The sequence below is a fragment of the Nostoc sp. DedSLP03 genome (assembly GCF_034530815.1).
Classification (GTDB): domain Bacteria; phylum Cyanobacteriota; class Cyanobacteriia; order Cyanobacteriales; family Nostocaceae; genus Nostoc.
In genome coordinates this window covers 21,707-42,516 of sequence record NZ_JAVRCK010000064.1, presented here as the reverse complement: position 1 = coordinate 42,516, position 20,810 = coordinate 21,707, and the positions used below count along the sequence as shown (strand labels likewise).

Annotated in this window: 20 protein-coding genes; 8 read left to right on the top strand and 12 right to left on the bottom strand. The window is 40.5% G+C overall.

Features of this window, described 5'->3' with window-relative positions:
• Nucleotides 1–186: hypothetical protein (locus RM368_RS25940; protein ID WP_322696700.1), on the top strand; the 186-nt coding region annotated here is incomplete at its 5' end.
• A 6-nt stretch (nucleotides 187–192) separates the two neighbouring features.
• Here RM368_RS25940 and RM368_RS25935 read toward each other — a convergent pair.
• Both RM368_RS25935 and RM368_RS25930 read right to left on the bottom strand, forming a co-directional pair.
• Nucleotides 193–519, bottom strand: coding sequence for a DUF3140 domain-containing protein (locus RM368_RS25935; protein ID WP_322696699.1), 327 nt, complete (start codon nucleotides 517–519; stop codon nucleotides 193–195).
• A gap of 9 nt (nucleotides 520–528) precedes the next feature.
• Nucleotides 529–744 (bottom strand): DUF2945 domain-containing protein, encoded by a 216-nt coding sequence (locus RM368_RS25930; protein WP_094348753.1) that lies wholly within the window; start codon nucleotides 742–744, stop codon nucleotides 529–531.
• Nucleotides 745–968: 224 nt separating this feature from the next.
• Here RM368_RS25930 and RM368_RS25925 point away from each other — a divergent pair, with 224 nt between their 5' ends.
• The gene (locus tag RM368_RS25925; RefSeq protein ID WP_322696698.1) at nucleotides 969–1,670 is read left to right on the top strand and encodes an ATP-dependent Zn protease; all 702 of its coding nucleotides are present in this window, start codon (nucleotides 969–971) and stop codon (nucleotides 1,668–1,670) included.
• Nucleotides 1,671–1,763: 93 nt separating this feature from the next.
• Here RM368_RS25925 and RM368_RS25920 read toward each other — a convergent pair whose 3' ends face one another.
• The gene (locus RM368_RS25920) at nucleotides 1,764–3,029 is read right to left on the bottom strand and encodes a glycoside hydrolase family 10 protein (protein WP_322696697.1); all 1,266 of its coding nucleotides are present in this window, start codon (nucleotides 3,027–3,029) and stop codon (nucleotides 1,764–1,766) included.
• 335 nt (nucleotides 3,030–3,364) lie between these two features.
• On the opposite strand from RM368_RS25920, the gene bchI reads away from it, so the two are divergent.
• Nucleotides 3,365–4,489 (top strand): magnesium chelatase ATPase subunit I, encoded by a 1,125-nt coding sequence (gene bchI / locus RM368_RS25915; RefSeq protein ID WP_322696696.1) that lies wholly within the window; start codon nucleotides 3,365–3,367, stop codon nucleotides 4,487–4,489.
• Between the two features lie 179 nt (nucleotides 4,490–4,668).
• On the top strand, nucleotides 4,669–4,965 hold the full coding sequence (locus tag RM368_RS25910) for a hypothetical protein (RefSeq protein WP_322696695.1): 297 nt from the start codon (nucleotides 4,669–4,671) through the stop codon (nucleotides 4,963–4,965).
• Nucleotides 4,966–5,082: 117 nt separating this feature from the next.
• Here the strand turns inward: RM368_RS25910 and RM368_RS25905 are convergent, their stop codons facing one another.
• On the bottom strand, nucleotides 5,083–6,177 hold the full coding sequence (locus tag RM368_RS25905; RefSeq protein ID WP_322696694.1) for a DNA polymerase beta superfamily protein: 1,095 nt from the start codon (nucleotides 6,175–6,177) through the stop codon (nucleotides 5,083–5,085).
• A gap of 315 nt (nucleotides 6,178–6,492) precedes the next feature.
• Nucleotides 6,493–6,726 carry a Nif11-like leader peptide family natural product precursor gene (locus tag RM368_RS25900; RefSeq protein ID WP_322696693.1) on the bottom strand — a complete coding sequence of 78 codons (234 nt, stop codon included), beginning with the start codon at nucleotides 6,724–6,726 and terminating at the stop codon, nucleotides 6,493–6,495.
• A gap of 566 nt (nucleotides 6,727–7,292) precedes the next feature.
• Between RM368_RS25900 and rplU the strand changes: the two genes are divergently transcribed.
• Together rplU and rpmA are read left to right on the top strand one after the other, a co-directional pair.
• A complete protein-coding gene (rplU, locus tag RM368_RS25895; protein WP_322696707.1) occupies nucleotides 7,293–7,700 on the top strand; it encodes a 50S ribosomal protein L21 in 408 nt (135 codons plus the stop codon).
• 29 nt (nucleotides 7,701–7,729) lie between these two features.
• Nucleotides 7,730–8,026 (top strand): 50S ribosomal protein L27, encoded by a 297-nt coding sequence (rpmA, locus tag RM368_RS25890; protein ID WP_322696692.1) that lies wholly within the window; start codon nucleotides 7,730–7,732, stop codon nucleotides 8,024–8,026.
• Between the two features lie 204 nt (nucleotides 8,027–8,230).
• Here the strand turns inward: rpmA and RM368_RS25885 are convergent, their stop codons facing one another.
• The 6 genes from RM368_RS25885 to RM368_RS25860 form a co-directional block, all read right to left on the bottom strand.
• Nucleotides 8,231–10,030: an iron uptake porin gene (locus RM368_RS25885; RefSeq protein ID WP_322696691.1), complete on the bottom strand. Its 1,800-nt coding sequence runs from the start codon at nucleotides 10,028–10,030 to the stop codon at nucleotides 8,231–8,233.
• 910 nt (nucleotides 10,031–10,940) lie between these two features.
• Nucleotides 10,941–11,069 carry a hypothetical protein gene (locus RM368_RS25880; RefSeq protein WP_322696690.1) on the bottom strand — a complete coding sequence of 43 codons (129 nt, stop codon included), beginning with the start codon at nucleotides 11,067–11,069 and terminating at the stop codon, nucleotides 10,941–10,943.
• Nucleotides 11,070–11,116: 47 nt separating this feature from the next.
• Nucleotides 11,117–11,983: a GNAT family N-acetyltransferase gene (locus RM368_RS25875; RefSeq protein WP_322696689.1), complete on the bottom strand. Its 867-nt coding sequence runs from the start codon at nucleotides 11,981–11,983 to the stop codon at nucleotides 11,117–11,119.
• A 212-nt stretch (nucleotides 11,984–12,195) separates the two neighbouring features.
• Nucleotides 12,196–13,932: a diflavin flavoprotein gene (locus RM368_RS25870; RefSeq protein WP_322696688.1), complete on the bottom strand. Its 1,737-nt coding sequence runs from the start codon at nucleotides 13,930–13,932 to the stop codon at nucleotides 12,196–12,198.
• Between the two features lie 171 nt (nucleotides 13,933–14,103).
• Nucleotides 14,104–14,616: a phosphate-starvation-inducible PsiE family protein gene (locus RM368_RS25865; protein WP_322696687.1), complete on the bottom strand. Its 513-nt coding sequence runs from the start codon at nucleotides 14,614–14,616 to the stop codon at nucleotides 14,104–14,106.
• A 209-nt stretch (nucleotides 14,617–14,825) separates the two neighbouring features.
• Entirely contained in the window at nucleotides 14,826–16,556 is a 1,731-nt protein-coding gene (locus tag RM368_RS25860; protein ID WP_322696686.1) for a diflavin flavoprotein, read from the bottom strand.
• Between the two features lie 219 nt (nucleotides 16,557–16,775).
• Here RM368_RS25860 and RM368_RS25855 point away from each other — a divergent pair, with 219 nt between their 5' ends.
• Together RM368_RS25855 and RM368_RS25850 are read left to right on the top strand one after the other, a co-directional pair.
• On the top strand, nucleotides 16,776–17,717 hold the full coding sequence (locus RM368_RS25855; protein ID WP_322696685.1) for a 1-aminocyclopropane-1-carboxylate deaminase/D-cysteine desulfhydrase: 942 nt from the start codon (nucleotides 16,776–16,778) through the stop codon (nucleotides 17,715–17,717).
• Nucleotides 17,718–17,825: 108 nt separating this feature from the next.
• Nucleotides 17,826–19,601: a GmrSD restriction endonuclease domain-containing protein gene (locus RM368_RS25850; protein ID WP_322696684.1), complete on the top strand. Its 1,776-nt coding sequence runs from the start codon at nucleotides 17,826–17,828 to the stop codon at nucleotides 19,599–19,601.
• A gap of 48 nt (nucleotides 19,602–19,649) precedes the next feature.
• Here the strand turns inward: RM368_RS25850 and RM368_RS25845 are convergent, their stop codons facing one another.
• On the bottom strand, nucleotides 19,650–20,807 hold the full coding sequence (locus RM368_RS25845) for an IscS subfamily cysteine desulfurase (RefSeq protein WP_322696683.1): 1,158 nt from the start codon (nucleotides 20,805–20,807) through the stop codon (nucleotides 19,650–19,652).
• Nucleotides 20,808–20,810: the final 3 nt, after the last annotated feature.

Sequence of the window (20,810 nt, the reverse complement as noted above, 5' to 3'; positions counted from 1 at the left end):
GCAATGCCAATGCATCCCTCTGCAATGCCAATGCATCCCTCTGCAATGCCAATGCATCCCTCTGCAATGCCAATGCGTCCCTCTGCAATGCCAATGCATCCCCTTACATTAAAAATGCTATGCTTTTACGCAAAACTGTACTTAGGGCGATCGCAGGAATTTGCCCACCTCAATGGCGGATTATGAGGTACTTTACTTGAGTGGGTCGTGTCCCCAATTCTTCAAAGAATAGCACCAGCGTGTATCTTCCAAATCACCCGATGGCTGCTGTGCAAGATGACGGTGGACGTAACTAATAACTTTCTTCATGTGCGAAAGATCGTCGTTGGTGTAATCATCCTTTTTCTGCAATAGCTGGATGATACGCCGTCCAGATTTATGACCGATTGACTCATCGTCGCCATCTTTTTGCCCGACAGTTTGTGACTCATCCGTATCTAGCCAAGACTCTAGTTCTTTAGGTGTCATATTGACAACTTGATGAAACTCGTCAATCACCCCTTTAACATCTTTACTCATGACTAAGCATTACTCCTCTACTTTCTTCAGAGCATCAGGCTTGTGAGCAGCTTGTTTTCCTGTCTTATCGCTTTCAACTAAGTATTCAGGGTTATCTTCACTTGCAGCAATATGGTGTTCTTTAATATCTGTAGGTGAAGTGAGCTTCTTTACAACTTTGCCAGTTGTCTTACCTTGTGAAGTATTCCATTCAACCCGATCGCCTTTTTTGAATTGTTCAGCCACATTCATTCCCTATTTGATGTTTTATACCTACTAAACTCACATTATGTCTGCGACTGGAAAAGCAGCCATCATTCTGGTGATAGAGAAAACATCCATTCTGAAGCCAGTAATTTAATTAGGTGTAAGATGAAAAAATTAGGCGATCGCTACAACTAGCTTGAGACAAAAGCTGTGCGCTCGCCTCATAATGTAGAAAGATTAAGCAGATTGTCAGAAAACTCTCAATGAGCCAAACTAGCCTAAATTTAGTTGCAATATCTATCTTTCTCATGACCCTATCGGTATTGGTGGGGCCATTTTTCAACTTATCTCCGGCAGTACCAGCACTTGCTACCTTCACCATCTTAGGCATCGCGACATTAGATAGCTTCAGCTTGCAAGGCAAGGGTGGTACTATCTTTTTAGATTGGATTGCTGGTTTTTCAAAAGAACACCGCGATCGCATCGTCCACCACGAAGCAGGACATTTCTTAGTTGCTTACCTGTTGGGTATTCCCGTTACTGGCTACACACTCAGCGCATGGGAAGCCTGGAAACAGGGACAATCTGGCCAAGGCGGTGTCAGCTTTGATGATGGCGAATTAGCATCTCAATTAGAACTAGGTAAAATCAGCGCCCAAATGCTAGACCGCTACTGCACTGTTTGGATGGCGGGTATTGCTGCTGAAACCCTGGTTTTTAACAATGCTGAGGGTGGAACTGATGATAAAAGCAAGTTGATCGGAGTCTTGACAATGTTAGGCTTTTCTGAATCAGTTTATCAGCAGAAAATGCGGTTTCATGCTCTCCAGGCAAAAACTCTACTGCAAGAAAATTGGTCTAACTATGAGACTTTAGTTAGTGCTATGCGACAACGTACTTCGGTGGAAGATTGTCATGCTGAGTTAGGAGTAGGTAGTGGGAAGCAAGAAGTTATATCAAGCTAGTAATGAAGAGTTTGTAGTAAGCACTTTAGTGCTTAGAAAATAAGGACTAAAGTTTTTACTACGAACTTATTAACATTATCTTAAACAGAAAAGTTATTCAGCTCTAGCGCGGAGTGCCGGAGATGGAAAAAGATTTTGAAATCCAGCTTGTCGTTCAGCTAAAGATTCTAGATTGTTGTTCCAAAGACTTTCATAATAAAAGAAGGTTACGCCTAGACCCCGTTCTTGGGCAGCCCGCACCTGAGACTTGATTTGCTGTATGGGAACAGGGTTATTTCGTAACCCTGTCATAATCCCAACTCCAGTTGGAATTCTTTGTTGCGCTTCTTGAATTTCTGCGCGGGAAATATTTGCCACAAAACTTTTTAGATCCGGACGATAAATTTGCACAATTAACTCGTCCACAATATTTTGTCGCATCCAACCTAACCAATCTTGCAAGTGAAACTTGTAAGCAAAATCATAGTAATTAGGAGAAACAGAGAAAATCGCCTGGGGTTTTCTCTGCTTCACCGCTTGATTAAGTTTTCCCATGAATGCCGTAATTTTATCTGCCCGCCACTTTACCCATGCTGCATCTTGAGAATTTTTTGGGGGAGGATTCTTCGTTTCTTTGGTGTACAAAGCAACTGTATATTGGTCGTAGCCAAACTCGTGAGGCAAACTCATGTGATCGTCAAACTGAATGCCATCGGCATCATATTGGGTAACAGTTTCTAGCACAAGATTAGTGATGAACTCTTGCACTTTTGGATAAAACGGATTGAGCCACATAACTTCACCAGCCGCACTGTTTGAAGTTTGACTACCATCTTGCTTTTGTGTGAACCAATCTGGGTAATTCATTGCTAGTTCTGAGGTTGGGGGAGCCATGAAACCAAACTCAAACCAGGGAATCACTAGCAATCCTTGGCGATGGGCTTGAGTAATCAGGTCTGCCAGAATATCATGTCCATCTGAACCTTTGTAGACAAAAGGTTGAATACCTACACGTTGTGCTAAGGCACTAGGATACATCACATAGCCAGAATTCCACACCACAGGATAAATTGTGTTGAAGTTCATCCGGCGCAGTTGACTCACTGCATCCTGCACCTTGTCCCGATTTTTGAGAGTGTCAAAATCATTAGTGGTCATCCAAACCCCGCGAATTTCCTGACGAGGTATCTGTGCGATCGCAGGGGTAAAACTGTCCACCAGCAATACACTAACAAAGGATATTAAAATAAGAATCGGAAAAAGAGATTTGAGTAGTCGCCGCCAACTTTGGACAATAAAAGATGATTTCATAAATTTGAATGATGCATTAGCTACCCACACACGCCATTGCTCGCTTTTACGATTGAATCTACTAATCATATAGTTTACAAGTATTTATGCTTAGTACAGAATTGATGAGTTGGTAGTTGTTCGTTCCTTGCTTATGGAACTTTTGCACCAAAAAACTAAAGCAGACAAATTAAGGTAGTTGACGCAGCTAATAAGTATTTGTGCCCAACAGATATTGGTATTGGGCATCGGGCATTGGGCATTGGGAAAGAGGAGGCAGAAGTTCTTTAATTTTGAATTTTGAATTTTGAATTTTGAATTGATTTCTCCCCCTACTCCCCTACTCCCGATCTTCACATTCCCCCATGCCCTACCTGTGTCACAATAAAGAACTGTAATAAGAAAAATATTGTTAAGGTAATTTAGTGAGTCCAACTGCTCAATCCACGGCAAGTGCGCGTCGCGTAGTATTTCCTTTTACGGCAATTGTGGGCCAGGAAGAAATGAAACTGGCGCTGCTATTGAACGTGATTGACCCCAAAATTGGGGGTGTAATGATTATGGGCGATCGCGGCACCGGGAAATCCACAACTATTCGGGCGCTGGCGGATCTGCTACCAGAAATTTCTGTGGTTGCTAATGACCCCTTCAGTAGCGATCCTAGCGACCCTGACTTGATGAGCGATGAAGTCCGCCAACTGTTAGAACAAGGGGCGGAAATTCCCGTAGTTCACAAAAAAGTCCAAATGGTAGACCTGCCGCTAGGAGCTACAGAAGACCGAGTTTGTGGCACAATCGACATCGAGAAAGCTTTATCTGAAGGTGTCAAAGCCTTTGAACCGGGACTTCTGGCAAAGGCTAACCGAGGCATTCTTTATGTGGATGAAGTCAACTTACTAGATGACCACCTTGTAGACGTGTTACTCGACTCTGCTGCTAGTGGATGGAACACTGTAGAACGAGAAGGTATTTCTATCCGTCATCCAGCGCGTTTCGTGCTTGTGGGTTCTGGAAACCCAGAAGAAGGCGAACTACGCCCCCAACTACTCGATCGCTTTGGGATGCACGCAGAAATTCACACCGTAAAAGAACCAGCTTTGCGGGTGCAAATCGTAGAACAACGGGCGGATTTCGATCAAAACCCGCCAGTATTTCTCGAAAACTATAAAGCCCAGCAAGAAGCATTACAGCAGCAAATTGTCAATGCTCAACAGCTTTTGCCAGAAGTGAAAATTGACTACGATCTGCGGGTGAAAATTTCTGAAGTTTGTTCAGAATTAGATGTAGATGGTTTGCGGGGTGACATTGTTAGTAATCGCGCTGCCAAAGCGTTAACAGCTTATGAAGGACGCACTGAAGTTACAGTTGATGATATCCATCGTGTAATTACACTATGTTTGCGTCACAGACTGCGGAAAGACCCTTTAGAATCGATTGATTCTGGCTACAAAGTCGCCAAAGTTTTTAGCCGCGTCTTTGGTGTCGAACTACCAGAAAGTGATACTGCACAAAAGAACGGCACAGGTCAAAAATTAGGAGCTAGGGGTTAAAAGTTAGGAGCGGAGCCGGAAACGCTCCGCCTTCGATGAAGAATTAATAGTTAAGAGTTTTGAATGGAAAGCTGCTTCATATCTCACAACTTTAATTCCTCAATCAGCACTGACTAGATATAACTCCTAACTCTTAACTCTTAACTCTTAACTCCTAACTCTTAACTTATTACTGAAATATGAGATTTTGGTCTTTTTGGTTCAACAGCTTTGTTTTATCTAGTCAATACAACCCGCCCAGGTTTGTAGAATTATTGATGCTCTTATTAGCGATCGCAATGCTGGCAATAGCCAGTGTTTTACCTGACATACCCTATTTAATCTTAGGCTTGAGCTTAGTAGTTGGGGCATCTATTTCCATCTTAGTGCGGGAGGCGATCGCTCCCTCACCCCAAACACGAATTACCCAACTAACAGCATTCCTATTACTCATCATCAGCCTCTATGGCTTTGCTGATTTAATGTACACTCTTTAAAATTTGTCATTAGTCATTTATTTTTTGTCCTTTGTTATTTGTTTTTTTTAAGCACCAATAACTAATGACTAATGACCAATGACCAATGACCAATGACCAATGACCAAGGACTAATGACTAATGACTCCATTTTTGCATTTCCACCAATTCCATACACAAGTCATTAATTTGCTCCAAATCAGGTTTATGAGGTAGGGCAGATTGTTCGCAAACAACTTCCATTTCGGCGACCAAATCTTCTGCTATTTTCATCACCTGTTCATAAGAATACTCACCTTTTAAAATAGCTTTTAAATCCTCAACATCACCAGCTATTCTCCTATCTACAATCACTTCACCTCGCCGCAATATTTCTACTCCACTGCGTAACAATCTAATGCAGTGCATTCCATGTTTGAGGTCAAAACCCGATTTTCTTTCCATTTCTGCCCTAGCCGGATTTCTATTCTCCTGCCAAGATAAGTAAGCCTTCCATTCTCTTAAAGCTATTTGATAGCTTTGGCTTTTCTGAAGCAGACGAATAAAATCTTTACGGCTATTGGTTAACTTTTGGGTATATTCTAAAGTTTCATCAGGTAAAGCATATTGTTTTAATACTCCTTTAAAATCAATATCTGCTGTCAGCAATTCATATAATTGTTCTGCTTCTTCTAAAAACTCAATCCGTCCTCTAATTAAGTTATAAAGATACTCCAAAAAAGCATTTAGCTCATCTTTGCTCAGAGGTGCTTCGTCTTCTATAGCGAAGTCAGATGGTATCGGTTTTTTTTGCGGTGGCTTTAACAACCACTTACGATGAGTTTCCATCTTTTTGATTTGGGCAAAGGCATAACCAGTGTAAGTATGTTTTACCTTCTTGCTCAAAAAGAACTGTTTATGATTAATTAAATTCTGTCCGACTGCGTTTAAAAAAGGATAGTTATTCAACCAAAGCAATTCTAAAACATTGGGATTTGCGCCTGCTAATAACTGGAGGATTTTTCTTAATTCATATATAACCGTGTCTTTGTTACCATCAATGAATGGAAATATTCCTGGTTCATCCCAACCAGTATCTTTTTGTTCTATCCGATCGAATCCCAAATAGTACCTTTTGGGCGCAATAAATACTCCCCGATAATCAAAGTCGGAATCAGGACGATTTAAACCATAGCCGTGGCTACCAGCCAAACCAATTAAAATAGTTCTTTGCTCAACTTCTATTCTTTTCATATCATCTGATTAAAATATAGTCATCCTAACTCATGAATTAAGCAGGTGGCGAGATGGATAGTAGAGAAAGGGTTTTAACTCTCTTCAGATTTTGCATAGATACTGTCACAGCATAAATAAAGCTGATAATTGGTACATAACAGCTCTACTTAATCATTTGCAAACAATAAAATCCCCGACTTCTCTAGGAAATCAGGGATTTGAGCCTTGTGTTTAACAGGAATACCCCTAAAGGAGATGATGCAACAGTATCTTCTTGAGGAGTAAAACTTGTCAATCAGTTGTTTCTATACTTTCGGTTTCCTAGAACAGAAATTATCTAGGATTAATGTGGCGTCTATTCCCCCATCCTGGGTTGACGATGGCGGCTAAATCTTCTTCAGATAATTTGCTGATTTCACTGTCTAGTTCTTTGGCGTTGAAATCATAGCCACGCTCTTGAGCAATTTTGATGAAGGCTTCTGGATCGGCTGTTGCTTTGAGTCTTTGCTGTAACGCTTGATCTTGTTTTACAGCTTCAAAAAGTCGGGCAGCATTTTGCTGTGTCATGACAATCAATCTCCTGTTTGAAATATCAGGTTTGAATGCGATAGTTTAACTCTTGAGGATTTACTAACTTTTGTAAATAATTTCTAGATGAGACACCGTATATCTCATCTTAAAACAAAGAAGAAAAATGTGTTGATTTTGATAAAAAAATATAAGTTTTAAGCTAATACTAACTAATGTTAATTTTTGGCAGATTCAGCCCTAAGATAGTAGCAATTTTTATCTAAAAAATATTTATTTTGAGTTCTGATAAATACAATTTCCATTCGTGCAAGTGGGCTATGTCTATACTTATGACGACAGTTGGCTAATTTCTCCCCACCCTTGGAAAATGAGCGATCGCACAAAGTAATTAACTGATTTCTCATCTTCAGGCTGACCAGATAGCAATGCCAAAGGCCAAAAATCCGATTATAGCTTGACTTGACGCCTATTAATAAAATAGTATGTTAGATTGTCTGTCTAATTCCTGCTCGGATCAGGTAGACATATTACAAAGGCTGGCAAAAGCATCTCCACAGGAGATAAAAACCAGCTACCTGTACGGCAACCTCAAGGACAATTCCATGACCTACGCGATTATTGAAACTGGCGGCAAACAAATACGAGTAGAGCCAGGGCGGTTTTACGACATTGAACTGCTGGCGATCGAACCAGATGAAAAAGTTACAATAGATTCCGTATTACTCGTGCAGCACGATGGCGAAGTCACCATTGGACAGCCATTAGTAACAGGTGCGACTGTAGAAGGGACTGTAATGCGACATTACAGAGGTCGTAAAGTCCTGGTATACAAAATGAAGCCGAAAAAGAAAACCCGCAAAAAACGGGGACATCGTCAGGAAATTACCAGACTTATGATTGATTCCATCACCCTCAACGGTGCAGTGTTTGCTGCCCAAGGAGAACCGGAGAAAGAAACCCCCGTTCTAAATAACACCGCTGCTGAAGAAGTTGAAACCGCTGCTGAATAATAAAAGAAGTAGATACACAAGAGGAAATCATGGCTCATAAGAAAGGAACAGGTAGTACACGCAACGGTCGTGATTCTAATGCCCAACGTCTGGGTGTCAAACGTTATGGCGGTCAAGTTGTACGTGCAGGAAACATTCTCGTGCGTCAACGCGGCACCAAATTCCACCCTGGTAACAACGTCGGTATTGGCAGCGATGACACTTTGTTTGCCTTAATTGACGGTATTGTAACGTTTGAGAGAAAGGGTAAAACCCGTAAAAAAGTTAGTGTTTATTTACCTACAAGTGCTGCTGAGGCAGCTCCTGCTGAAGCAGTAGCAAGTTAGAGTATTAGGGTAGGTATCCTGCCGTTGGTGCCAAGTTAAGAGACCTCTTGCAAAAATATATTTTTGCATTCTTAGGGAAAAGGGTAAAGGTTAAAGAGAAAGGGAAAATTCTATTTCTTTCCCCTTTACTCTTGCCCCTTATCCCCAGAGGGGCCCCACCTTCTCCCTTACCCTTTACCCCGCTTGCGTCACGAAAGCGAAGTACTAGAAAGTGAAAGTTGTCCGAAGTGCGCCTACAATTGCTGTGTCATTAGCACTAAAGCCTTCCGGGCTGAAGATGAAATATACACCAGGGGTAATGGAGATATTGTCATTAACCCGATAGTTATAAAATGTTTCTAAATGATAGGGAGTCGCGTCTTCTGGACGAGAAGCAATTCCCGCTACAGATTCTCGGTAAAGCGGTTGTCCAAAAATAACGGCGGCGGTGTTCCCTTCATGGAATATATCTCTAAAATGCAACCCAGCCGACCAGCTACTAAAGGTTGTTGAGGCATCTACATTCAAGAGATTAGCAAAAAGCAATGCACCTGATAGTGACAGGGATGTTTTTGGCGCAAACCGCCACGTTACTGTTGCACCTACAGAATTTACAGTGATTGGCTCATCAAGAGTTGCTAGTGTCGCGTCACCACCAAACCTCGCCAGCTGTGCTGCATTGGGAGTAAATCGAATAGAAGCAATATCAGCGCTACCCAAGCCTGTACCTAAAATGTTAATTGTGTGGTAGCTGTGTGCATAGTTGATGCCGATATCAATAGTTGAGATTGGTTTGAGGGTCAGTTGTGCAGCGATCGCTTGTGTACCGTTAAAGACACCTGCTCCTAAAGGTGTGTTCAAAAGACCGCGATCTTCTGATATCGGAGCCGAACCACTACCGTAGATAACTCCGAGTCCCACTTGTTTTGAAGGATTCCACAAGAAACCAGCACCCGCTAATAAACCCGTACCAGAAGTGCCTCCTGTCATTCTGACAGCAGCGTTGTAACCTGCAAATCGAGAGATTGCACCTTGGCTATCGCTGGCGTAGGGAGTGATGGCAGGAAAAACATCTGTAATCTCTGCATTGGTTCCAGCAAAGACAACGAATTTCTGAGACAACGGTAAGACATAAGCTAGCTTGTAAAGACTAACTGAGTTTGCTCCGCCATCAGGTTGTAATGTCTGGGGGTTAAAGCCAGGAAATTGAGGTTCAAAGCTTAACTTGGTTGAACCTGCACCAAGAAGACTTGAATTTGGCAGTAATTGGCCTTGAATGGTTCCTCTTTCATAAAATGAACCGCTCGATCTAAAGTTGTAAGCTTGAAGTCCAACAATCAACAAATCACTGCCGTTAAAGCTGCTGGTAAGATTGAGCCGGACGCGATTATTGAAGGCTAATTTAGCATCTTGACTGCCTGGTTCTCCACCTGTGGCTGTGGATAAAGAAAAAATCGCTTCGCCATTAAGTTTAGTTGTGGTAGAAAACTGTTGCTTCTCTAAGGTAGCTGTGCGAGGTTCTAAGGCATTTACTCGACCACGCAATGTTGCAAGTTCAGATACAAATTGTTCTTGAAGTTTTTGGAGAGTAGTTAAATCTTCTTTCTTAACTAAATCACCAGTACTAGTAGCAATCAGTTCGTTGATTCTATCTAAGCAAGCATTCAATCCCGCAGCAAATTCATAACGGCTTAAGGCGCGATTTCCTTTATAAGTACTGTCAGGATATCCCACAATGCAACCGTAACGTTCCACTACCGATTGCAGTGCAAGAAAAGCCCAATCTGTTGTCTTAACATCAGATAATTGAGATACAGAGTTTACTTGAGCGATCGCATTCGATTCTAAAGAATTAAAATTAGTTGAAAATCCGCTATTCTTGTTTTTGTCTGCACTCTCAAAATTGTTTACAGGATTGTCAGCAATTGATTGAGCAGTTGCAGGAGATGCACCCAGCGAAATTAAAGCAGTAAGTAAGCACAGCCAACTGACTTTTTTGGTACACATAAACTTGTAGTAATTCACACTTGTTCCTCACACACAAAATCAAACACCACTGTTTGTTGCGAATACTGTATTATTCACAAGCTGAAGCTAACTTGCTAAAGCAAGCTATCAAGAATTAAATAGTCTGTTTGCTGAGAGTTTCCCGATTAAATACACGAATTGCTGCCGTACAAAATTACTTTGTACGGAATTCGTATAATAATATCTAAGCCCATACATTGGCTTAGAGTCGTTGCAGCTTTTATCTAGTTCAAAATTGCAATTTTAACAATTACTTAGTCGTTAGGAAAGACTTCGTTGCTTGAAAAACTACTTTTTGAAATTTTTAAACTACTTAAAATTTATAGATACACTATAGTTTTGATAAGTGGTACTTTACCATATATTTTTTACAAAAATAAACACTTTTAAAGTTTTTACTTTTGAGGTATATAAAAATAACATTAAAGTATTATCTAAGATTATAATAAATAAATTTTTGATAATATTAAAATATATAACGCGGGCGTTCGTGCAATCAATAATGAGTTTATAGCGATTCCCAGTTAAGTGATGTACAGATAATATTTTGAAACGCAGAGATTTGTACCTCAGCAGACTAGGAAATGCTATATTGTCAGGCGAAACAATCTAAGACTTACGCACTATACAAATCAACCAAAACGTGTATTACGTTATTTAATCTTTTCAGAGGCTTCAGATAACCTTGATTTATTCCGACATTTGCGTAGGCGTAGCCCGTCGTAGACATCGCTGGATGCAAAACATGGCTAAAATACCCAAATTGTGTTTAGTACTTATGTACGATGCGTAAGTCCTACAATCGTATTGTCAGCCAAAACAATGCCATTGCAACTCTAAAAGACTTGTGTGTATACCGTAGCTTTACAAAGAAAGAGGTATTGTTAGACAAGAGTGAACAGTCAGGTTAATAATAGCTGCCAGATTTCCGATGTTCTAAAGCCATGACACCATCATTTGCCAACACTTCACCGCGATCGATAACGGCATAAATTAACCATCGATCGCCACATTCCATTTGCACTTTGTTGACCATTGTTACAAATGTGCTGACTTAGTTTAGTGGTTGCAGCAATAGGCAATTTAATAAAGTATTGAAGGTAGAAATGCGCCTACTGGCTCGTTGTACAGTCCCATACTCATCAATGTCATTGGTCGAACTATGTGCAATCCTTTCTCTAAGCACCAGCGCAGTAACTCAGTATTGCGCGTTGGCAAGAGAAATCCTGATTCGGAAATTGCTGTTGCAGCGCTCAGTAGTGCTTTGAGGTCTTGATTACTTTGTGCAACTGCGTGTCCATCCAATCTAAGTACAGTTATGTATCCTGTAATGCAACCATTATGTTCAACTACTGTAAGCGTTTGCTGCTCAATTGCATCAAGTAATTCGATCTGGCGAACATGACCATGAACTTGAAAACAGAGTTGGTTGCAGATATCGATATCTGCTGCGGTTGCTTTACGAACCACATAGCCTAAAACTTCAAGTTGAAGTGCCGTACCTTTTAGGACTGCAAGCGGTTCTCGCACGCGAAATCCGAGTTTAGTATATAAGGATAATGAATTACTATTATAAGCAGCTTGCACTAATCTGACACCTGCAAACTCTTGCTGCTGTGCGTAATCTAAGACGTATTGCATAAGATGCCTACCAATTGAACGTCTTTGTGTTATGGGGTTAACAGATAGCGGCCCAATTCCAGCAATTGCCCCATTATTCCAGAGGAAATTACTGCCCACAATATGTCCATCTAGCTCCGCTACAACCGAGTAAACATTTTGACGTTTCAGTAGAGATGAAAACGACTTAATTGTAGCTTCAGGAGAAGCCCAGTCTGTGGTAAGATTATATCGTTCATCGAGGATCTTAAACGCTTGGTAAGAGATTGAACCGCACTCATGAGCATCTTCAATCCTTCCCTCTCGCAAAATGAAGTTTGTGCTTTTCATAATAGGTAGACTAGCAGTTTCAAGATAGTAAACCACTAAAGGGAGTACCTGACTACGAAAAACCTAACCCCCTTCCCGGCTTCTCCCTAACCCTCTCCTACGAAGAGAGGGAAGCGGAAAAACTTTTGTTACTGGAAGGGGGAAAATTCAAAGTCTCTCCTAAAAGGAGAGAGATTTAGAGAGAGGTTTTTGAAATACTGTGAAAAGTCAGATTAATAATAGCTGCCAGATTTCCGATGTTCCAAAGCCGTGACACCATCATTTTCCAACACTTCACCGCAATCGATGACGGCATAAATTAACCATCGATCGCCACATTCAAGCTGATTTTGCACTGTACATTCTAAATAGGCTAATGCCTCATTCAGAATCAAACAACCATTCAGAGCAGTTTTTGTGTCAAGATTTGCAAAAGGATTATCCCCTAAAGTGCTGTGACGAGAAAAATAGCGGCGGACATTTCTTCCTTCTTTAAGGATATTCAACACAAATTTATCGCCAGGATGATGCATTAAATCTGCATTTTGCTCATTAGCGATCGCAATCATAATTCCTGGCGGGTTAAAAGTTGCCTGAGATACCCAAGAAGTTAAAACCCCTTTGTGAGTTTCTTCATCACGAGTTGTCACAACACAAAGAGAACCAACGATCCGACCCACCGCTTGTTCGGTACGATCTATATGGGTTTCTGTGACAATCTGGCGGGAAGTCCGCAGTTTTTTAGTTTTCTTCAAGTTTTGGGCAAAAAAAGCACCTGCTTCTTGACACTGCTGAAGAATCTCAGGAGTCGGACTGAAACGCACTCGAATTGTTTCAAATCCTAGTTGATAATTAGCATCTTTAAGCTTGCTTTCGATTAAATCAATTGCCTCGCCACTCCAACCGTAAGAACCAAACACCCCTGCTAACTTAGTTTTGGCTGCCACCGAGAGAACTATTCCTAAAGCAGTTTGAATTTGAGTCGGTGCATGGCCGCCTAAAGTGGGTGAGCCAATAATCAAGCCATCACAGGTTGCTACAATGCGGTTAATCTCCGCAGAATCGGCTAGTTCGCAGTTGATTGATTCTACATTAACTCCATTTTGGATCAAACCTTGAGCGATCGCATTCGCCAGAATTGCTGTATTTCCATAAGCAGAAGCATAGAGCAAAGCGACACTCAATTCTTGAGATTTTTGCCCTTGACACCATTGACGGTAATCATAAGTAAAACGACTCAGACTGTAACGAACAACTGGCCCGTGTGCTGGGGCATAACATCTGGCTCCCAAAAGCGATATTTTATCTAAGGCTACTTCGACTTGTTTCGCTTGGGGTGCATGGAGACATTCAAAATAGTAACGACGTTCCGCATCTAAACCCTTCCAATCTTCATCAAACAAAGTATCTTCGCAAATATGAGCGCCAAAAAGTTTGTCTGTGTAGAGTATTTTTGTAGCGGCATCGTAAGTACAAAGTCCATCCGCCCACCGGGGAGTCGGTACGGAGATAAATGATAGAAGATGTCCTTGTCCTAAATCTAGAGTATCCTGCGATCGCATCGCTTGAATAGGTGATTCAAATTCGGGAAAGGCAATTTTGAGAGCATTGGCGGCGGGACGAGAACAAATGAGAGTGGCTTGAGGAACCAGAGAGAGTAATACTTGCAAAGTTGCTCTGCGGTTCGGGTTGACATGACTGAGAACAATGTAATCGAGGGAGATGAGATCTAGATGTTGTGCTAGTTGCTCAAGGTAAATTTCGGTAAAAGATTCGCCAGGAGGGTCAATTAAAGCCTTTTTATCAGCTTGAATTAGATAAGAATTCGCTGTAGTTCCCCGTTGACGGGAATATTCCACCTCAAATTTTAATCTGTCCCAAGTCCGCGATCGTAAAATCAGAGTATTTTTACCAATTTCAGCAACTTGTACATCTCTGCTATGGTTGGGCATTAATGTGGCGGCAGACATAATAACCTCTCTTAATAATGGGGAATTGGGCACTTGTACTGAGTTTCGACTACGCGGTATTCGAGCGAAGTCGAGATTCAACTACCGCGAAGTCGAAGTATTGGGCATTGGGCATAACAGAAGATTCAGACGCGATTAATCGCGTCTCTACCCACTTTCTACTTCCTATTTTTAATGACCATTGGTTTGTGTTAGTTCAGACTTTGCTCGGCTTCTATAGCGTTTAGATACTTCTTGTTCGGGGTCGATACCTTCAAAGGTTGGGGGTAGCCAAACTCGCAGGAATAGTAGAATTCCTAACACTAATAAAAAGGCACAAGTTGCTAAAACTTGACTCCAACTTGCTTCTAAAACACCTTTAACAATGACTTCTCGCAATGCAGAAACGATAGAAACTTCAACAGCTACTCCAATAGATACTCGATGTTCTTGCAGGTAAATAATCAACAATCGGAATAGCTCAACTAAGATAAGTAAAAAGAGAATATCAGCAGTAACAGCATGAAAATCTAGAGGTGGAAGTAAGGAGAGAAACATATCTCTCACCTGAAGCACCATAAAGCTAAATAAACCGATACACAAACAAATCACAATCACATCTTGGATAAATTCCAAGGTTCGGACAACGCGCCCTCGATTGATTTCGTACATGCTAATCGGGGTATTTTCAACAGATTTATACATAGTTTTTTGGGAGACGCGATTCATCGCGTCTGTACAAGAGTGGGTAGAGACGCGATGAATCACGTCTGTGGGGAGCAGGGAGCGGGGAGCAGGGGAGCAGGGGGCAGGGGGCAGGGGGCAGAGGAGCAGAGGCACGGGGGAGCAGGGGAAGAAGAATTATTGACAAATGACAAATGACAAATGACAAATGACCAATGACCAATGACAATTTAGTAATGATTGCCAATTTTGCGATGATGCGCGGCAGTAAGTGCGTGTAAATTGGCAACTCTTCCAGTTTGGACTGTGCTATAAATTACCCAATGATCTCCACAATCCATGCGGCTAGTAATTTCACATTCCATGTAAGCTAGAGCTTCAGCTAAAACGGGCGATTCATTTTTAGCTGGATATGTTTTCACTCCCGCAAATCTATCGGCGCCAGGAGCAAAACGCTTGAGGAAATGTTTCATTAATCCTTGATATTTGCCTTCTTCTAAAACATTTAAAACAAAGCGATCGCCAACGTGCATCAAGGATTCAATTGCCCGATCTTTGGAGACTGCGATCGCTACTCCCAAAGGCTCAAGACTGGCTTGTGTCACCCACGAAGCCAACATCGCACTCTGAATTTCTCCTTTTTTGGCGGTGATAATATACAATCCTGTGGTAATCCGCCCTAGAGCTTTTTCTAGCTCGGTATTGATAGATTTGATTTGTTTTATGGTGCGATCGCGGGTTAACCATTGACCCATATCAGTCCCCGCTTCATCACAAAGTTGTTCTGTTGCTTGGGTAGGAATTTCCTTAACTAAAATAGGTGGAAAAGCTTCAGTTAATCCCAGTTCTTGAAACTTATTACGTAACGGGTAAATTGGTTCATCTTCTCCCCCTCCCGACTCTAATAAACCAATTGCTTGTTTCTTATGAACAGCAGCTAAAATTGTACTTAAAGCCGCTTGAGCCATTGCTGAAGATTGCGCTGGCATGGCAATTATTAAACCAGAGGCTTGTGCAACTAACTCTCGAACTTCTTGAGGCTCGGCACTATTGAAGTCTACTAATTCTATTGCCACGCCTGTTTTCGCGCATCCATGAGCTATTGTACGGACTAAATGTTCGCTATGCCCGTAGTCTTCAATATAAAATAGAGCTACTAAAGTCTCTGTTTTTGCTTGTTCTAAACTCCAGTTTTGATATCGTCCCAGCCATTCGGAGATATAGTTTTGTAATAAAGGGCCGTGTCCTGTAGCAACTGTTGCTATTTCTAACTTTTCAATCCGCTTTAAAGCTGCCAAAACAGACCGGGCATTCGGCCCCATGAGACAATCATAGTAATATTTAAAATCTTCCTCAAGTAAGGTGATATTTTCATCATAAGTGTGGTCATCACAGTAGTGCATCCCAAACACATCGCAAGTGTAGAGTGTGGAAGTTTTATGGTCATAGGTCAAGATTGTGTCAGGCCAGTGTAAGTTAGGTGCAGAGATAAATTCTAATTCGTGTCCGTTGCCTAAATCTAAACGCTCTCCACTTTTCACTTGTATTGATTTAAATGGCTGGTGAACCATATTTTCTAAAAATTGAATAGCTACCTTTGCAGCAACAACAGTAATGGAAGGAGCTAATTCTAAAATATCTTTCACTAAGCCACTGTGGTCTGGTTCTGTATGGCTAATAATTAAGTAATCTATCTTAGTTGGATCGATTAATCCCGTCACTACCTCAAGATATAATTGCTCAAACTTGCGGTGAGATGTGTCAACTAAGGCAATTTTTTCGCCTTGAATTAAGAAAGAATTATAGGTTGTACCATTCCGTAAACCAAACTCGATATCAAAACGTTCTCTATCCCAATCGAGACAACGTATAGCAGTCGTTTGAGGAGCAATTTCGACAGTTTCAATCGTCAAACGTCCAGGATTGGAAATAACTTGAGTAAGCTGTGTGAGTGCAACCATTTCTTTTCTCCAAAAGAATATTATCTGGAGCGAGTGTTATGTTTCTTATATTTACCTGAAACACTCAATTAGTAAAATGCCAATTTCTAAAGCTAATGATTAGAAAGATTTATTCATCATTTAGCTTGACTTACCATTGAATTACTCAATGTTTATCATTACTTTTATATTCGATAATGAACGTGAGAAAGTGCAAATTCTAAGTTAAAATCTTGATAGATGTCGTTAACCTTTCTTCCTCCTCCTCTACAACAAATCAACAGCGAAATCGCCCGTCACGCTGGTGTTGAACTATATGTGCTGCGCCTGGATCTCATGCACCCGTGGGTTAACGGCAATAAGTGGTTTAAGCTGAAATACAATCTTTTAGAGGCTAAGGAGAAAAATTTCACAACGCTGCTAACCTTTGGCGGTGCTTATTCTAATCACATCTATGCAACTGCGGCGGCTGGTAATCTTTTCGGTTTTCGCACCATCGGCGTAATTCGTGGAGAGGAGAGGCTACCATTAAACGTAACGCTGAGTTTTGCTGTACAACAGGGTATGCAGCTTGTGTATCTAAACCGCGAAATGTATCGACAGCGCAATACACCAGCACTACAAGAATATCTGCGACAAAGTTTCGGCGAGGTGTTTATCATTCCCGAAGGCGGGAGTAATTTAAATGGTGTGCGCGGCTGCACAGAAATAGTTAGTGATGCGACGATCGCATTCGATCGCATCTGCGTAGCCTGCGGTACAGCCACCACACTAGCAGGGATTGCGCTTTCGTTGCATGAAAGACAAAGAGCGATCGCTTTTCCCGTATTGAAAAATGGGGCATTTCTTGCGCAAGAAATCGAAAGTTTATTGACAAATTACCTCGCTTCTGATTTACCTACACCATATAATTCTCCCGCTTCCTGGGAATTGATATGTGATTACCACTTTGGCGGCTATGCAAAGGTGAACGATGAGTTACTACTGTTTAGCCAACAGTTCACACAGGAACATGGCGTACCTCTCGATTACGTATATACCGCCAAAATGTTTTACGGAGTGATGGATTTACTACAGCAGGGATTTTTTTGTAGAGGCGATCGCTTGTTGCTAGTACACACAGGCGGCTTACAGGGTAACGTTGGTATGGAAGAAAGATTGCAAAGATTTTCTAAAATCTGAGTTGCCACTTAATTAAATATCAGTTACCTTTGTATGGAATTTTACTAAAGCAAGTGAAATTCACACATCAATATTGATATTTACTCAAAGTTAGGTAAGGTTAATTCAATGTTTACATCTACTGAACGCATAAAGCCGGATGCTCAAAGTATTGCTCTCTATTTGGAAAGTCTTCTATCAAACAAGTATCAAATTCCAACTTTTCAAAGAGATGTTGTCTGGGAGAAAGAGAATGTAAAAAAACTTTGGGATAGTATTTATAAGTTTTATCCTTTAGGAAGTATTCTAATTTGGAAAACTAATACAAAGCTAGAAAGTCATAGAGAAATAGGTGGTATAAAATTTGCTGATAATTTTTACTCCAATGAGTATCAGTACATTTTAGATGGACAACAAAGAACAACTTCTCTTTTAACATCAATCTATGGGGGCAAGATTGCTAATAACGAAAATTTTGATCCAACACTATATATAGATTTAACTATTGAACTTACTGATGCAACTGATGATACAAGCTATGCAAAAAGATTCTTATTTTGGGACGAAATCGATGATAGAGATGGTCAGCTAAGAGCAAACGCTGGGAGAAAAAAACGTTATCAAGATAAACTAATTGTAAGTTTACTAGATATTATAAAAAACTATAGAGAAATAGAAAAATATCTTTATACGAGTGTTAATGGAGAATTCGATCATCCTTACATACAACAATTGAGGAGAATTCAGGAGGTTTTTGCTAATTACAAAATTTCTTTTATTGAGTTAAGAGGTATTGAAGTTGCCGAAGTGTGTCAAATATTTGAGCGGATTAATCAAGCTGGTAAACCCTTGGATATTTTTGATATTGTGGTTGCTAAGACCTTTCGTTCCGAAAATAAGACAAATAATATCTCTGGATTTTATCTTCGTGAATTATTTGATAAATTTAAAAAAAGTATTTCTAGCAGTCAATACGCCAATATTGATAATTGGACATTGCTACAGATGCTAGCTGTAGTAGTAAAATCTGAATTTCCCGAAGCTGGGATACAAAATATTACTGATATGTATCTTAATAAGCTAAAAACAGAGCATATTGAAGCTGTATGGTCTAATTTTAAAATAGCCGTTGCTAAAACTTTTGATTTATTTGATAATATTTTACATATTAAAGGTGGAAGATTAATTCCTTACCGATATCTCTACTTGACTATTACAGCATACTTTTATCGGAATGATAAACCAGATTATAGTTTTTTAAATAAGTATTTTTGGTATTATAGTTTTCATAATGCAGATTTACTAACAAACACCACTCACCTCTGGGAACATATATACTTTGTTAATCAACAAAAGGCTAATAGTACTTACTCATTCAATAAATTTGATATTGATAAGAATTCACTGAGAAAATCTTTCTACAGTTATAGAGGTCGCTTATCCAGAGCAATACTATCACTTTATGCAAACCACAAGCCGCAAGATTGGGCAAAACCTCATAGAGATATTTTGTCTGATGTTTATTATTTGCTAACAGATAAGCCTAACTTACACCATATATTTCCAGTTAACTTTATTAAGCAAAGTGGCATTGCTAGCCAAATAGAATGTGACAGCTTGATGAATATTGCCTATCTGTCTCAAATCACTAATTTGAAAATTAGCGATAAAAATCCATTAGATTATCTCAAAGAATATGACGAACCTGATTTAGAAATAGTGCTACGTTCCCATCTTATACCGACGATGATTCTTGAATGGTCAAGAGCCGATGCACTTCCAGAAAACGCCCTAACTATTTTTATTGAAGAAAGGGTAAACCTCTTATTAGAGGCTTTGAGGCTGAAGTTAGAAGGAATTGAATTTAATGTTTTTGATATGGGGAATCGCACAGATAATATTTAGTTTTAGAAAAGCAATTGTCTAAAGAAGAGATATTGCTGGCTTTTATGCTTACCGTTTATTTTGTAAACTTTGAATGGTAGCGATCGCATGTTTCGCTACAATATCAATCTCCTCTTCTGTATTAAACCTGCCAATGCCAAACCTGATTGAGGCATAAGCTAGCTGTTGGGAGTGTCCCAAGGCTGTGAGAACATGGGAAGGAGCAGTATTTGCTGACGAGCAAGCTGAACCAGAAGAAACTGCCATTACTGGCTGCAATCCTAGTAAAAGTGCGGCTCCATCCACTCCCTCAACACTGATACTCAAGTTTCCCGCCAATCGCTGTTGAAGATGTCCGTTGAGATGAATTCCTTCAACTTGCGATAGCTGTTCCCATAATCTTTGTCTTAATTGGGTGAGACGTTGAGTTTCTGTCGCTTGTTCAGCCAAAGCAATTTCTACAGCTTTGCCAAAGCCGACAATTTGCGGTGTATACAATGTACCAGAACGCATCCCCCGCTCATGTCCGCCGCCATGCTGCTGGGGAGCCAGTTGTACTCTGGGGTTGCGTCTGCGGACGTATAGCGCTCCAATGCCTTTGGGCCCATATACTTTATGTGCTGTTAGCGACATCAAGTCAATTTTCATCCCTTGCACATCTAAGGGAATTTTACCAATAGCTTGGGCTGCATCGGTGTGGAAAATGATGTTGTGTTCGCGGCATATTTCTCCAATTTCTGCTAAAGGCTGTAACACGCCAATTTCGTTATTTGCAGCCATCACCGATACCAAAATTGTCTCAGGACGGAAAGCTTTTTTTAACTCAGTTAAATTAATCAATCCATCTTTTTGGACAGGGAGAATAGTAATTTCAAAACCGAGACTTTTTAAATAATTACAAGGATCGATTACTGCACTATGTTCAGTGGCAACAGTAATAATATGCTGACCTTTCTTAAAATAAGTTTCCGCAACACCTTTAATAGCTAAATTATTTGCTTCTGTTGCACCACTGGTAAAAATAATTTCTTCAGGAGTGGCGTTGATTGCTGCTGCTAAAATTTCTCGCGTTTGCTTCACAGCAGCTTCTGCTTCCCAACCATAAACATGACTAATGCTTGCTGGGTTGCCAAATTTTTCTGTGAAGTAGGGAATCATTGCTGTTAATACTCTTTCATCTACGGGTGTAGTAGCGTGGGAATCAATGTATATAGAACGAATAGACATAAT